General features: G+C 70.1%; 11 protein-coding genes. 4 read left to right on the top strand and 7 right to left on the bottom strand.

Annotated features, from left to right (window positions below):
- Positions 1-121 precede the first annotated feature (121 nt).
- The 3 genes from IF37_RS0103875 to IF37_RS0103865 all read left to right on the top strand — a co-directional run bounded on the left by IF37_RS0103875 (position 122) and on the right by IF37_RS0103865 (position 3,113).
- Positions 122-1,195, top strand: coding sequence for a ParA family protein (locus tag IF37_RS0103875; RefSeq protein ID WP_079165539.1), 1,074 nt, complete (start codon positions 122-124; stop codon positions 1,193-1,195).
- Positions 1,192-2,280, top strand: coding sequence for a ParB/RepB/Spo0J family partition protein (locus IF37_RS0103870; protein WP_037855572.1), 1,089 nt, complete (start codon positions 1,192-1,194; stop codon positions 2,278-2,280). The genes IF37_RS0103875 and IF37_RS0103870 overlap by 4 nt, the downstream gene beginning before the upstream one ends.
- 215 nt (positions 2,281-2,495) lie before the next feature.
- On the top strand, positions 2,496-3,113 hold the full coding sequence (locus tag IF37_RS0103865; RefSeq protein ID WP_030736092.1) for a GNAT family N-acetyltransferase: 618 nt from the start codon (positions 2,496-2,498) through the stop codon (positions 3,111-3,113).
- 94 nt (positions 3,114-3,207) lie between these two features.
- On the opposite strand, the gene trxA is transcribed toward IF37_RS0103865, so the two are convergent.
- The 7 genes from trxA to IF37_RS0103830 form a co-directional block, all read right to left on the bottom strand.
- A complete protein-coding gene (gene trxA, locus IF37_RS0103860; RefSeq protein WP_030736089.1) occupies positions 3,208-3,540 on the bottom strand; it encodes a thioredoxin in 333 nt (110 codons plus the stop codon).
- Between the two features lie 49 nt (positions 3,541-3,589).
- Entirely contained in the window at positions 3,590-4,558 is a 969-nt protein-coding gene (gene trxB, locus IF37_RS0103855; RefSeq protein WP_030736086.1) for a thioredoxin-disulfide reductase, read from the bottom strand.
- Positions 4,559-4,725: 167 nt separating this feature from the next.
- The gene (locus IF37_RS0103850) at positions 4,726-5,664 is read right to left on the bottom strand and encodes an anti-sigma factor (protein WP_030736083.1); all 939 of its coding nucleotides are present in this window, start codon (positions 5,662-5,664) and stop codon (positions 4,726-4,728) included.
- A complete protein-coding gene (gene sigM, locus IF37_RS41495; RefSeq protein ID WP_079165533.1) occupies positions 5,661-6,395 on the bottom strand; it encodes an RNA polymerase sigma factor SigM in 735 nt (244 codons plus the stop codon). Before sigM ends, IF37_RS0103850 begins: the two co-directional genes overlap by 4 nt.
- Positions 6,396-6,559: 164 nt before the next feature.
- Positions 6,560-8,260 (bottom strand): protein kinase family protein, encoded by a 1,701-nt coding sequence (locus IF37_RS0103840; RefSeq protein ID WP_030736077.1) that lies wholly within the window; start codon positions 8,258-8,260, stop codon positions 6,560-6,562.
- Between the two features lie 118 nt (positions 8,261-8,378).
- Entirely contained in the window at positions 8,379-10,745 is a 2,367-nt protein-coding gene (gene murJ / locus IF37_RS0103835; RefSeq protein ID WP_030736074.1) for a murein biosynthesis integral membrane protein MurJ, read from the bottom strand.
- A gap of 45 nt (positions 10,746-10,790) precedes the next feature.
- On the bottom strand, positions 10,791-13,163 hold the full coding sequence (locus IF37_RS0103830) for a DUF6049 family protein (RefSeq protein WP_030736071.1): 2,373 nt from the start codon (positions 13,161-13,163) through the stop codon (positions 10,791-10,793).
- A gap of 253 nt (positions 13,164-13,416) precedes the next feature.
- On the opposite strand from IF37_RS0103830, the gene IF37_RS0103825 reads away from it, so the two are divergent.
- On the top strand, positions 13,417-14,859 hold the full coding sequence (locus tag IF37_RS0103825; protein ID WP_030736067.1) for a CCA tRNA nucleotidyltransferase: 1,443 nt from the start codon (positions 13,417-13,419) through the stop codon (positions 14,857-14,859).
- Positions 14,860-14,906: the final 47 nt, after the last annotated feature.

Below are 14,906 nucleotides of genomic sequence, written 5' to 3'. Positions count from 1 at the left end.
CGCCCTGGGAGAAGGCCCTGCCTCACCGGAGGCCCTGTCCCTCTCGGAAGGTACGGAGTTGTCCACAGAGGTGGATTTCTCCACAGAACACCAGGCCTCACTGGTTCACCACCCCGAAGACATGGGAGGCTCTGTTCATCGCGAGCCTGAAGTCGAGGAGAGTGAATCCTTGCGGTCCGACGCCAACATCGCGGGACCGATGACCGATCCGGTCCCCGGTCCCCGTACCGAGTCGATGGGGGCGGATGTTTCACGTGAAACACCGCCCCCGATGGACGACACTCCTATCGGTCGTGCGGCCCAACTGGCGGTGGAGGCTCTCGGCCGCGCGGGCGAAGGCCTCCCGCGGCCGGAGCAGACCCGAATCGTCGTGGTCGCCAACCAGAAGGGCGGTGTGGGGAAGACGACGACGACCGTCAACCTCGCCGCTTCGCTGGCTCTGCACGGTGGTCGCGTCCTGGTGATCGACCTCGACCCGCAGGGCAACGCGTCCACCGCCCTGGGGATCGACCACCACGCCGATGTGCCGTCCATCTACGACGTCCTGGTGGAGAGCAGGCCGCTCGCCGAGGTGGTCCAGCCCGTCCCTGACGTCGAAGGACTCTTCTGTGCCCCCGCCACCATCGATCTCGCCGGTGCGGAGATCGAGCTGGTGTCGCTGGTCGCCCGCGAGAGCCGGCTGCAAAGGGCCATCCAGGCGTACGAGCAGCCGCTGGACTACATCCTCATCGACTGCCCGCCCTCGCTCGGCCTGCTGACGGTCAACGCGCTCGTCGCGGGTGCCGAGGTGCTGATCCCGATCCAGTGCGAGTACTACGCGCTGGAGGGGCTCGGCCAACTCCTGCGCAATGTCGACCTGGTACGGGGGCACCTCAACCCGACCTTGCACGTCTCGACCATCCTGCTCACCATGTACGACGGCCGGACGCGTCTCGCCTCCCAGGTCGCGGAAGAGGTGCGCAGTCACTTCGGTGACGAGGTGCTGCGGACGAGCATTCCCCGTTCGGTCCGTATCTCCGAGGCGCCGAGTTATGGGCAGACGGTGCTGACTTACGATCCTGGATCGAGCGGTGCCCTCTCGTATCTCGAGGCGGCCCGAGAAATCGCGCTGAGGGGTGTTGGCATCAGCTATGACGCGAGCCAGGCCCATATCGGCGCTCAGAACGACCGGAACATGGTGGAGGGGATCCAGTGAGTGAGCGACGGAGGGGTCTGGGCCGTGGTCTTGGCGCGCTGATTCCGGCGGCCCCGACCGAAAAGGCCCCGGCCCAGGCGGCGTTGGGTGGCGCGGCGTCCGGCTCCCCCACGGCCGTCCCGGTGCTGACGAGCGACCGAGGGGTGGCCGCAGCGAAGGTGGCCACGCTGCCGCCCGTCGCACAGGAGCCCGAGGGCCCGGCCTTCGAGGTGCCGGCGCCTCCGATGGGGGCCCATTTCGCCGAGATCCCCCTGGACGCCATCACGCCGAACCCGCGCCAGCCGCGTGAGATCTTCGACGAGGACGCCCTCCAGGAGCTGGTCGACTCCATCAAGGAGGTCGGTCTCCTCCAGCCCGTCGTGGTGCGGCAGACCGGGCCCGGCCGCTATGAGCTGATCATGGGTGAGCGGCGCTGGCGCGCCTGCCGCGAGGTCGGCCTGGAGGCCATCCCGGCCATCGTCCGGGCCACAGAGGACGAGAAGCTCCTCCTGGACGCGCTGCTGGAGAACCTGCACCGGGCGCAGCTGAACCCGATCGAAGAGGCCGCCGCCTACGACCAACTGCTGAAGGACTTCAGCTGCACGCACGACCAGCTGGCCGACCGGATCGGGCGTTCCCGTCCGCAGGTCTCCAACACGCTGCGTCTGCTGAAGCTGTCGCCGACCGTCCAGAAGCGGGTGGCCGCAGGAGTCCTCTCGGCAGGCCACGCCCGTGCGCTGCTGGCCGTGGAGGACTCCGAGGAGCAGGACCGGCTGGCGCACCGGATCGTGGCCGAGGGGCTGTCGGTGCGGTCCGTGGAAGAGATCGTGACGTTGATGGGCTCGCGGCCCCAGAAGGCTTCGCGTTCCCGGGGGCCGCGGGCCGGCTCCGTTCCCTCCCCGGCGCTGAACGAACTGGCCACCCGGCTCTCGGACCGCTTCGAGACGCGGGTGAAGGTGGAGCTGGGGCAGAAGAAGGGCAAGATCACCGTCGAGTTCGCCTCCGCGGACGATCTGGAAAGGATCCTCAGCTCCCTCGCCCCGGGCGAGAAGCTGGCCCTCCAGAAGAGCCTTCAGGAAAGCACCGACGGGGAGACGCACGACTGATCCCAGTGCGCTCGAGCCTGGAAGAGCGGTGAAGCGGGCCGTGTCCGGTGTGTACCGGAACACGGCCCGCTCTTTGCTTTGAGGCGGTATCGAGTGAAACCGATCGTGGATACGATGCGATCAGGAAGGGCACATCCACCGGAACAGCAGAAGCATCGGGGAGTGGAGAGAGCCGCTCGCGATGCGGCGGGCGAAGGAAGCGAGGAACAGCCTTCATGGGGCGTCGGCTCGTGCCGCTCACGCTGGACAATCTTCAGGATCTTCCCGACCGCTGCCGCTCCTGTGTCTTCTGGGAACTGGACCCCGTCAGCGGCGAGGCAGCGCTGAAGGCGGGCACCTCCGCGCTGGAGAAGGAATCCTGGATCTCCGCCGTCCTGCTGGACTGGGGGTCATGCGGCCGGATCGTGTACGTCGATGACGTACCGGCGGGTTTCGTTCTCTACGCCCCGCCGGCCTATGTCCCGCGTTCCACGGCCTTTCCCACGAGCCCGGTCTCGCCGGACGCCGTCCAGCTGATGACGGGGCTCGTGCTGCCGGGCTATCAGGGGCAGGGCCTGGGCCGGGTGCTGGTGCAGACGGTCGCCAAGGATCTGCTCCGCCGGGGGTTCAAGGCGGTCGAGGCGTTCGGTGACTCCCGCTGGGAGCAGCCCGCCTGTCTGCTGCCCGCCGACCATCTGCTGGCCGTCGGCTTCAAGACCGTCCGGCAGCATCCCACCCACCCTCGGCTCCGGTTGGAGCTGCGCTCCACGCTCTCCTGGAAGGAAGACGTGGAGATGGCGCTGGACCGGCTCCTGGGAGCGGTCCAGAAGGAGCCCGCGCTGCGACCGTTGTAGTCCTGGACGGCAGGCCGTCCCATGCGGATGGGCCAACCCCGAGGGGTTGGCCCATCCGTGTTTCACGTGAAACGTCAGTCGGTCACGCGAAGCATTACTTGGTGATGAACTCGTCGAGGTCGCGGAGGAGCGCGGCCTTGGGCTTGGCGCCGACGATGGTCTTGGTGACCTCGCCACCCTGGTAGACGTTCAGGGTGGGGATGGACATGACGCCGTACTTGGCGGCCGTGCCCGGGTTCTCGTCGATGTTCAGCTTGACGATCTCGATCTTGTCGCCGTACTCGGCGGCGATCGCCTCGAGGGACGGGGCGATCTGGCGGCACGGGCCGCACCAGGCCGCCCAGAAGTCCACCAGAACGGGCTTGTCGTTCTTGAGGACGTCCTGATCGAAGGAGTCGTCGGTCACGCTCTTCAGGTTGCCGGCCACAGTGGGCTCCTTACCTTGGTTACGCGGTGGGGCGGGGAAGGGGGGAAGGTCAGACGGCGGTCTTCTCGGGCTCCGCCTTGTCCTCGTCCGCGAGGGCGGCGAGGAATCGCTCGGCGTCCAGAGCGGCGGAGCAACCGGTGCCGGCCGCGGTGATCGCCTGACGGTAGGTGTGGTCGACCACGTCACCGGCGGCGAAGACGCCGGTCACATTGGTGCGGGTGGACGGAGCGGCGACCTTCAGGTAGCCCTCCTCGTCGAGGTCCAGCTGGCCCTTGAACAGCTCGGTGCGCGGGTCGTGGCCGATCGCGATGAACAGACCCGTCGCGGGCAGCTCGGACAGCTCACCGGTCTTGACGTTGCGCAGCTTCAGGCCGGAGAGCTTCGGTCCGCCCTGGATCTCGGCGACTTCGCTGTCCCAGATGAACTTGATCTTCGGGTCGCTGAAGGCGCGCTCCTGCATCGCCTTGGAGGCGCGGAGGGTGTCCCGGCGGTGGACGATCGTCACGGACTTGGCGAACCGCGAGAGGAAGGTGGCCTCCTCCAACGCGGTGTCACCGCCGCCGATCACGGCGATGTCCTGGTCCTTGAAGAAGAACCCGTCACACGTGGCACACCAGGAGACGCCGCGACCCGAGAGCGTGTCCTCGTTCGGCAGGCCCAGCTTGCGGTGCTGGGAGCCGGTGGTGACGATGACGGCCTTCGCCCGGTGGACCGTGCCCGCGGTGTCGGTGACGGTCTTGATCTCACCGGTCAGGTCGACGGAGACGATGTCGTCCGGAATCAGCTCGGCACCGAAGCGCTCGGCCTGGGCACGCATGTTGTCCATGAGGTCCGGACCCATGATGCCGTCGCGGAAGCCCGGAAAGTTCTCGACCTCGGTGGTGTTCATCAGCGCGCCACCCGCGGTGACGGCGCCTTCGAACACCAGGGGCTTCAGCGACGCACGGGCGGTGTACAGCGCCGCCGTGTAGCCTGCGGGCCCGGAGCCGATGATGATCACGTTACGGACGTCGCTCACGGCTTGATTCCTCGTCTCTGGTCTGCGTCAGTCGACCGGGCGGAGCACCTTTCGGGACTCTCACCCCACCCAACGGATCCTACGGGCCCCGCATTCCCGGTGTGTCCGGGCACACGCGCGCCCGGGAATGTCCGACGGAGTGACGTCCGGAAAGCGTTCCCACAGGCTCAGGAACGCGCCATGGACTGCTTCAGCAGAACCCGGCCGGCCGCCCCGGTCTGCTGCTGTACACAGGCCGCGTCGACCACATAGGCCGTGACCCGCTCGCTGTCGCGAGCGTCGGCCACGACGACGAGGTAGGCGGCCGTGCCCGCGTAGGTCCCCGTCTTGGCGGCAAGGACGTCAGCGTTCTGGTGGAGCGCTCCCCGGACACAGTCGGGGACCGGAACCGCGGTCTGCACCAGGGTGTTCGGCCGCCCGGTCGTTCCCGGCGGGTTCGCCTGGCCGTCGGAAGGCTGCCGAGGCTGCTCGCTGCCTTGAGGCAGCCCCTTCTTCGCGATGAGGAGGGCGCGTACCTGGTTCTGCACGCTGTCACCGGAGAACGCGCCGGCGGAGGCGGTCGACGTCCCGTGGGCCGCCGGGTGCCCGGGGTCGTCCCCGAACGACGCCACGAGCAGACCTCCGGTACCGAGAACCGCTGCCGTGAGTACGGCGCCCAGGACGAACCGGCCGCGACGCCGGCCGCGCTGGGCGCCCTTCCGGCCTGGTCCGGCCGCCGCGCGAGGACGCCCGGCAGGTCGGTCGGTGGAGAGCTCGGCGGGGCGCTCGGTGGGCAGGGCAGGACGCTCGGCGAGATGATCCCGGGAGAGCGATGTTTCACGTGAAACATGGCTCGTCCTGTTCCCGGCCCCGACGCCGCACGCGGCTGCGGAGGCGAGGACGGCGTCGATGCGCTGGGCGACATCGTCCGGCATGGGCTCCGGCTCCGGTGCGGATCCGAGCAGGCCCTGTATCTCCTCCAGCGAGGCATACACGTCCGCGCACAGGCCGCAGGCGTCCAGATGGCGTCGCACGTCCCTGCTGCGGCCCGGCGGAAGCAGGCCCTCGGTGAGGTCGGAGATCTCCACGACGTCCGGGTGTCCGGCCGTGTCCGTCGTCGATGTCACGCTCGCCCACCTCCACCCTTCACTACGGCTGAATCGTTCGGTCCTCTGTCTTCGGGGGGCCCGTGCGGTGACCCCGGCGCCGGTGGGACGGACGACCTCCGGCCCAGGTTCCGTTCCGGACCGCTTTCTCTCCCGCTCCCCGCACCACCCGATCGTGCGTCTCCGGAGCCTTCGGGCCGTAGATGGGTGAGCAGGGGCAGCAGCCTGGCCCGGCCACGGGCGCACCGGCTCTTCACCGTTCCTGTCGGAACGTCGAGGATGCGTGCGGCTTCCGCCACGGGATAGCCCTGCATGTCCACCAGGACCAGAGCCGCCCGCTGCTCCGGCGGGAGGGTGCCGAGTGCTTCGAGGAGCTGGCGGTGCAGGTCTTCGCGCTCGGCCGGTGCCGAGGCGGACTCGTGCGGCTCCAGCAGGTGCTCCAGCCGCTCGGTGTCGTCGACCGGAGCCGTCTTCCGTGAGGCTGATTTACGGGCCCGGTCCAGACAGGCGTTCACCGTGATCCGGTGCAACCACGTGGTGACCGCCGACTGCCCTCGGAAGGTGTGGGCGGCCCGGTAGGCCGACACGAGGGCGTCCTGGACCGCGTCAGCGGCCTCTTCGCGGTCCCCCAGGGTCCGCAGGGCGACGGCCCAGAGACGGTCCCGATGGCGCCGTACGATCTCGCCGAAGGCTTCGGGGTCGCCTCGCACGTGGCGGGCGAGCAGGTCCGCGTCCGTCACCTCGGTGTCGATGTGATCACCTCTCGCCCCGGCCTTACCCCGACGGCAACAGTTTTTGTTGTCGGATGGGGGCAGTCAAGGGCGCTCGACCCGCCCGGCGGCCGGTCGACGGACCGGACACGGAAAGGGGTGGGGCCTCCTCCGTCATCCGGGGAGGCCCCACCCTTTTCCGTGTCTCAGCTGGTCACCTTGATGTCCGCCACCCGGCCCCGCCAGGTGCCGTCCGTGTCCGCCGGCAGCTCGGTCAGCCAGACGAGGAGGTACCGGCTCTGGAGTGCCTTGCCGGGCTTGAGCACCACGGTGGTGCCCGAGCCGTCGGCGACCTTGTCGTAGGCGTCGAACGATGTCGGCTGCGAACTGGCGTCGGCGCCAGCGGCCCGGAGCTCGACCGAGGTCTGGCCCACGAACGTGACCGTCACCTTGCCGACGTGCTGCGTCTTGCCGAGGTCGAGGATGATGCCGACGCCCGACTTCAAGTTGCCGAACTTCGGACTCAGGTAGAAGTCCGTCTGCCAGTAGGTGGCCGGGCTGTTGTCGTACGCCTTGGGTATGTCACCCGGCTTCTCCGAACCGTCCGAGCTGAACGGGTCGAAGTCCCGGGCTTTCCGGATCGCGATCGGCTTGTCGGACACCGGCTTCGCGGGGCTCTTGTCGCCGCTGTCCTGCGTCTGCGTGTTGTTGGTGTCGTCCGACTTGTCCGCCCGGTCCATCAACGCGTCCGCCAGCTGCCAGCTGCCCAGTCCCAGCGCGGCGATGAGCAGCGCGGACACCGCCCACTTCAGCGCCTTGCCGGTCCGGCTCTGGAGCGGGGGCGGCGGGGGCACGATGGGCTGTGTGGCACCGGGAAGCGGTGTCTGGCGGCCGTAGGTGCCCTGCTGGTAGGTCGTGCGCTGGTACTCCGGCGGAGCCGTGAACGCCGGCTCCGGCGGGCGGATGCGCGGCATCTCGCCGATCGCCTTCACCAGCTCCTCCGGAGTGGTGCACGGCGCCTCGTGCCGCGACGCGGTGGCTCCGTCGTTGGCGAGGGCACGCATGGCCAGCTCGGACAGGCCGCGGTGGACTCCGGCCCGTACCTGGTCCGGTGCGATGAGACCGATGTCCTTGGGCAGGCTCGACAGGCCGTACGCGTCGTTCTCGTACGGCCAGCGCTGGGTCAGCGCCGCGTACAGCAGGGCGCCGATCGCCTCGGTGTCGGTGCGCTGCGGGGTCTCGGAGCTGATGCCCCGCAGCGCCGCGTTCACGGCCAGGCCGCGGATGCGCCACTGACCGGTGGAGGCGCGCAGTACGGCGTTCGGGTTCAGCCGCAGGTGGGCGAGGCCCTCCCGATGCGCGGCGGCCATGGCGGAGGCCACCTGACTGACCATCTGGTAGGCGTCGTGCGGCTCCAGCGGGCCGCCGGCGAGCAGGGCGGACAGTTCGACGGCGTCGGGCAGCCACTCGTGGACGACGTAGACGAGGTCGTTCTCCTCGACGGCGTCGAGGACCTGGACGAAGCGCGGATCGCCGAGGAGCGCGGAGGAACGGGCGGCGGCGAGGACGGAACGGGCCCGGGCGTGGTCCGCGGGCAGGACATGGACGCCGACGGCGCGGCGCAGTTTCTCGTCGACCGCACGCCAACTGCTGAATCCGTCCAGACGGGTGACGCACTCCTCCAGTCGGTAGCGTCTGGCGAGCTTGTGACCGCTGTGCAACTCCGGAGGGGAGGCCTTCCGTCCGGGACCCTCGGTACCGCCGCTTCCCTGTGTCTCGTCGCTGTCCGTGTCCCGCTCCGGGTTCTTGGCCACCCCGTCGGCCGTGGACTGGTCCGCCTTGGCGGTCAGCGGTTGCTCACCGCTGTTGTCTGCCACGTCGACGGCAGCCGTGCTCCGTTCCGCCACCGTCGTCCCTGCCTCCCCATCCGTTGCACGCTGTCCGACGCCGAAACCAATTGTGCCCACAGTCCGCCGCTATGCACGACACACGGCGTCGGACGATGGTTGTGCGCCTACCCCCGCCTCACCGACCCAGGCGCCCGCGCACCATGCCCACGAGCGAGTTCAGTTCCTCGATGCGCATCCGGCGGGCCGCGACGAAGAAGACGCCGAACAGGACGGCACCGCCGGCGATCAGCGCGGCGAAGGAGCCGACGACGCCCAGGCCCAGGGTGTGCCCGACGCCGTAGCAGGTCGCCCCGCTGAGCAGGGAGGCCGGCACCGAGGCGATGCCCAGCCGGGCGTATGTGCGCAGCACCCGGGCCCCGTCCAGGTCCCCGCCGAGCCGCTTGCGCAGCCGGCGCCAGGCGACGCCCACTCCGGTGGCGTAGGCGACGCCGTAGGCGGCGGCCATGCCGGCGACCGCCCAGCGCGGCGGCAGCAGGAAGTAGCAGAGCACCGAGGCGCCGGCGTTGACCGCGGCCACGATGACCGTGTTGTAGAAGGGGGTACGGGTGTCCTCGTAGGCGTAGAAGGCACGCAGGACGACGTACTGCACCGAGTAGGGGATCAGGCCGAGGGCGAAGGCCATCAGCATGTATCCCATGTTGGTGGCGGCGCCGGTACCGGCGGAGCCGAAGATCAGCGTGCACATCGGGACGCCGAGCGAGACGAACCCGAAGGCGATGGGCACGATGGCGACCGCGGTGGTGCGCAGGCCCTGGGAGATGTCGTCGCGGACGGCGCCCGCGTCGCCCTCGGAGGCCGAGCGCGAGATGCGCGGCAGCAGGGCGGCCATCAGCGACACGGTGATGATGGCCTGCGGCAGACCCCAGATCAGCTGGGCGTTGGCGTAGGCGGCGAAACCGGTGCCCTTGACGCCGGAGTCCGCGCCGGCCGCGGTCGACAGCTGGGTCACGACCATGGCGCCCGCCTGGTTGGCGAGGACGAACAGGACCGTCCACTTGGCGAGCATCGCGGCCCTGCCCAGGCCATGGCCCCGCCAGTCGAAGCGCAGCCGGATCCGGAAGCCGGTCTCGCGCAGGTAGGGGATCATCGCCAGCGCCTGGACCACCAGGCCGAGCAGCACACCGACACCGAGCAGCCGCTGGCCCTCCGGCGGGATGCTGGTGACGTCCATGTGGGAGTTGGCGGCGGTGCCGTAGACCCAGATGAACATGCCCAGCGTCACGATGATGACGATGTTGTTCAGGACGGGGGTCCACATCATCGCGCCGAACTTCCCGCGCGCGTTGAGGATCTGACCCATCACCACGTGAATGCCCATGAAGAAGATCGAGGGCAGGAAGTAGCGCGTGAAGGTGACCGCGACCTCGTTCGCCGCCGGATTGCTGGCCACGGGATTGGCCAGCAGCCGCACCAGCAGCGGCGCGGCGAACATCGCGAGCCCGGTCAGCGCGGCGAGCGCCACCATCACGAGGGTCAGCAGCCGGTTGGCGAAGGCCTCGCCGCCGTCCTCGTCCTCCTTCATCGAGCGGACCAGCTGCGGCACGAACACGGAGTTCAGACCACCGCCGACGGTGAGGATGTAGATCATCGTCGGCAGCTGGTAGGCCACCTGGAAGGAGTCGGCGAGGAAGCCGAGACCCAGTGCGGCGGCGATCAGCGCGGAGCGGACGAAACCGGTGAGCCGGGAGACCATCGTGCCCGCCGCCATGACGGCGCTGGACTTCATCAGCCCGGCGGCCCGCCCGCCCTTTTTGGCGGGGGCCGCGGGGGCGTCGGCGACCGCGGTGGCGTCCGGCTCGACGGAGCCGGCGAAACCGGCGGGGTCGGGAGCGGCGGCGGGGGCCGGGACCGGCGACTGCCCCGGGTACCCGGCGGCGGAAGGACCCGCCGCGTAGGCGGCACCGGCGTACGGGTAGCCCTGCCGCGGGCTGTGGCCCTGCGCCGGCGGGTACTGGCCGGCGGCGCCGTGCACCCCGCCCGGTCCGGCCGCGGCCGGCGGGTCCATGGGCTGGTGCCCGCCGCTGTGCTGCTGGTCCTTGAAGAGGTGCGCGAAGGCGTCCGGCTCGTGGTACTCCTCGCCGGAGTGCGCGACCAGGTCGTCGACGCCCACGAACTGCGTGGTGCGCGGGTCGTCGCCGTACGGCAGGTACGGGGAGGCGGCCCCCGGCTCAGGCGCCGGGGTCTGCGCCCACACCCGCGGGTCGGGGGCGTAGGGCGACTGGGCGGGCGGTGCGTACGGCTGCTGCTGCGGCTCGTACGACCCGGGGGGCGGCGGCGGGTGCGCGGCGCGGTCGTACAGCGCCTCGGCGACCGGATCCTGGGCGGCCAGGTCGTGCGCCCGGTAGGGGTCCTGCTCGTAGGCGTCCTGGAAGTACATGTCCGCAGCGTGCTGCGGCGGCACCTGGCCGGGCTCGGGCGGTGGCGCGGGGTGGCCCGAGCCGGCCGCGCCCTGGCCGTGGTCACCGTCGTACGGCGCGTTCATGCTTACCCCACCTCATCGTCCCGGGCCCACCGGCCACGACATCGCTCAACGGTCCACTCTCTCACCCGTCCCGGACGGGTCGGGGCTTTCCGGTGCGGTGTCCGGTGCAGGGTCACTCGGCTGCCCCGGGCCGTCTGCCCCGGCGGCGCAGTCGGACTCCTCGGTGAGACGGTCCCCGGGCGCTCCGGGGTTCCCGGGCTCGTCCGGGCCCTCGGCCGCCGTGCCCGGGCCGCCCTCGTCCGCCTGCCGGGCGGCGGCGCGCTTGCGGTGGGTGTACATCCGGAAGCCGGCGAGGACGAGCAGCAGGACGCCGCCGCCGATGACCAGCATCACGGTGGGCGTCACCTCGGTGACCTTCACGTCGAAGGTGACGGGGTCGCCGTACGCGCGGCCGTCCTGCGTGTACAACTGGGCGGTGACCGCGACCCGGCCGTTGGCGTTGGCCGAGGTGGTGAACTTCACCGACTGGCTGTGTCCGCCGGAGATCTCCACGCGCTGCTCGGAGTAGGCCTTGCCGCCGATCTCCAGACGGGTCGGCATGGTCGACTCAAGACGCAGCACCAGGTGGCCGACCGGCTGGACGAGGTTGTTCTGGACCGTCACCGGGATGGTGGCGCTGCGGCCCGAGAGCTTGGTCTCGGACTTGTCGATCAGCTTGACCTGGTCGGTCAGCTCGTCGAGCCATGCCTCCACACCGCCGCGGTATCCCTCCGCCGCACCGCCGCGGCCACGCCACGACGTGGACATCTCCCGGTTTATGGCCCGCCCGAACGGGGTCACCACGCGGGACTGGTCGGTGAGGATCACCCGGAAGCTGTCGAGCATGTCCTGCGTGCGGGCGATCTGCTCGTAGGCCGTCCTCGGCAGCTGCTGCCGGCGCAGCGAGGAGGGGTAGGCGGACGCCGACGGGATGCGGGTGGTGGCACCCGGATCCGGCTTGTCCTTGGAGGTCGCGGTGAGGTCCTGGGGCTGCGACCAGGTGCCGCCCTGGAGCGCCTTCAGCGCCGCCGCCATCGCCTGCGCCTGGCTCGCCGTGGGCATGCGCTGCGGGGCGACGAGGAGACTGCGCTGCTTGTCCGTCTGCTCGTTGAGTTCCAGGCTCTGGGCCAGGAACCGCTGTACGGCGAGGGTGGCCGTTCCCGCCTTCGTCAGGTCGCCCTGGAACGCCGTGGACAGCCGGGCGTCGGCGACCACGGCCGTGGTGCCGCCGCCGACCGGGCGGGCGGCGGACGGCGTGTAGGGCAGCCCGCCGGTCTCCTGGAGGCTGTCGCTGCGGGCGATCACCCGGTCGGCTCCGGCCGATGTCGCGACCTTCATGATCGACCGGTCGACCGCGCCGTTCACCGGCCAGGCGAAGTCGGTGCTGGGTGTGACGTGCAACACGGTCTTGACGGTGGTCGCCGCCACGTCGGTGGCGTCCTTGAGATGGCTGAGCGAGCCGGTGACGCTGGTGCCGTTGTGCGCCAGGGAGGCGAGGTCGGGGTCGGCGAAGGGCAGCGCGACGACCTCCTTGCCCGCCACCGCCTTCTGGAGGCCGGCCAGCCACTGCTTGGCGACCGCCTGGTTCTCCCGTGAGCCGGGCGTGCTGGTGCCGTCGGCGGCCTGGATCCGGTAGTTGCCGACGGCCATCGCGTCGACCGAGGCCAGCAGGTCCGGATCGATCACCCAGGTGACGTCGAGGTCCTTGCCCAGCTCCACCATCTGGGCCAGCCGGCCCCCGGGTGCCAGCTCTTCGGCCAGGTCGTCGTCGAGGAACTCCGGCGTCTGGAGGTCGCCCGCACCCGTCTTGGCCGTCATGTGCACCGTGGAGAGCAGCGGCCACAGGAACGTCGTCTTCGTCTTGGTGTCGGCGTCCGACGGCTGCCACGGCAGGAACGTCCGCCGGATGCTCAGAACCTGGTCCCAGGACCGGGCCGAGGTCTGGCCGGACAGGGTGACCCCGAGCTCGTAGACCCCGTCCGCGCCGAGATCGAGCTTGTCCACGGGGACGGAGAGGGTGAAGTGCTCGGCGACGCCCGGGGCGAGCTTGGCGAACTTCTCCTCGTACTTGTCGCCGACCTGTGACCCGGAGGCACCCTGCACCTCGTCGGAGTGGCGGGCCACGGAGTCGATGGCCGAGCGGCTGGTCAGCGGGGAACCCACCTGGAGACCCACATGGGCCTGGGTGACGGTCCGCTTGCCGTTGTTGGTCACCGTGCCGGACACGGTCAGCGTGTCGCCGTCCGTGGGGGCGCTGGGGCTGAGCGAGTCCACGGAGACGGACACCGCGTCCGAGGACGCGGCCTGCGCGGGGGCGGCGGCGGGCAGCTGGAGCAGACCGGCCAGCAGCGGCGCTCCGGTGAGCAACGCTCCGGCGCGCCGCAGCCACCAGCGGGCAGGTGAGGCACTGGTCCCCTGGAAGTCAGCCGCCTCGGCCACGCGCTCGCCCGTCCCTCGTCGTCAGTGGTCGTCGGAATGTGCGTCCACGCATGGTAACGATGCGCGCTGAACGGAAGTGCCGCGGTCTCCTCCACAAGATCGTGAGGACGGCCGTGGTCCGTCCTCTATATCCAGTATCGAGCGGAGAGCGGCCGAACGCCGCAAGAGCAGCGCTTGCGGCGGGTATGCCGGGAGCTGTCCCCCGCCTTCCTGCGGGCGCCCCGGTCGCGCGAGCCACGTACCCTCTTCTGTTGTGCCGAACGCCAACGAAGACAATTCCTCCGCCCTGAGCCAGGCGCAGCAGCGCGCGGTCGCCGAACTGCTGCGGGTGGCCCCCGTCGCCGACGATCTCGCCCGCCGATTCCAGGGCGCAGGGTTCTCGCTCGCCCTGGTCGGCGGATCGGTCCGCGACGCGCTGCTCGGCCGGCTCGGCAACGATCTGGACTTCACCACCGACGCCCGCCCCGAGGACGTACTGAAGATCGTCCGTCCCTGGGCGGACGCCGTCTGGGAGGTGGGCATCGCCTTCGGCACGGTCGGCGCGCACAAGGGCGGCTACCAGATCGAGATCACCACCTACCGGTCCGAGGCGTACGACCGCACCTCGCGCAAGCCGGAGGTCTCCTACGGCGACTCCATCGAGGAGGATCTGGTCCGACGCGACTTCACGGTCAACGCGATGGCCGTGGCGCTGCCGGAGAAGGAGTTCATCGATCCGCACGGTGGCCTGGAGGATCTCGCCGCACGTGTGCTGAGGACGCCGGGCACGCCCGAGGAGTCCTTCTCGGACGATCCCCTGCGGATGATGCGGGCCGCCCGGTTCGCCGCGCAGCTGGACTTCACGGTCGCGCCCGAGGTCGTCACCGCCATGACGGAGATGGCCGAGCGCATCGAGATCGTCTCGGCCGAGCGGGTCCGGGACGAGCTGAACAAGCTGATCCTCTCCGCGCACCCGCGCAAGGGCCTGACGCTGCTCGTCGACACCGGGCTCGCCGATCGCGTCCTGCCCGAGCTGCCGGCGCTGCGTCTGGAAAGCGACGAGCACCACCGGCACAAGGACGTCTACGAGCACACGCTGATCGTCCTGGAGCAGGCGATCGCGCTGGAGCAGGACGGACCGGACCTCACCCTGCGTCTGGCCGCGCTGCTGCACGACATCGGCAAGCCGCGCACCCGCCGCTTCGAGGAGGACGGCCGGGTCTCCTTCCACCACCACGAGGTGGTCGGCGCCAAGATGACCAAGAAGCGCATGACCGCCTTGAAGTACTCCAACGAGCTGGTGAAGGACGTCTCGCAGCTGGTCGAACTCCACCTGCGGTTCCACGGCTACGGCACCGGGGAGTGGACGGACTCGGCGGTCCGCCGCTACGTCCGTGACGCGGGTCCGCTGCTGGACCGACTGCACAAGCTGACCCGCTCCGACTGCACCACGCGCAACAAGCGCAAGGCGGCGATGCTGTCCCGGGCCTACGACGGCCTGGAGGACCGCATCTCGCAGCTGAAGGAGCAGGAGGAGCTGGACGCCATCCGCCCCGACCTCGACGGCAACCAGATCATGGAGATCCTGGAGGTCGGTCCCGGTCCGGCCGTGGGCAAGGCGTACAAGCACATGCTGGAGCTGCGCCTGGAGAACGGCCCCATGGGGCACGACGCCGCGGTGGCCGCGCTCAAGGAGTGGTGGGCCGCGCAGGGCTGAGCAGGATGCCGGTGACGTTTCACGTGAAACATCACCGAACCGGCAGC

It is taken from the genome of Streptomyces sp. NRRL S-31 (genome assembly GCF_000718775.1).
Classification (GTDB): Bacteria; Actinomycetota; Actinomycetes; order Streptomycetales; family Streptomycetaceae; genus Streptomyces.
This window is presented reverse-complemented; position numbering and strand designations above follow the sequence as displayed.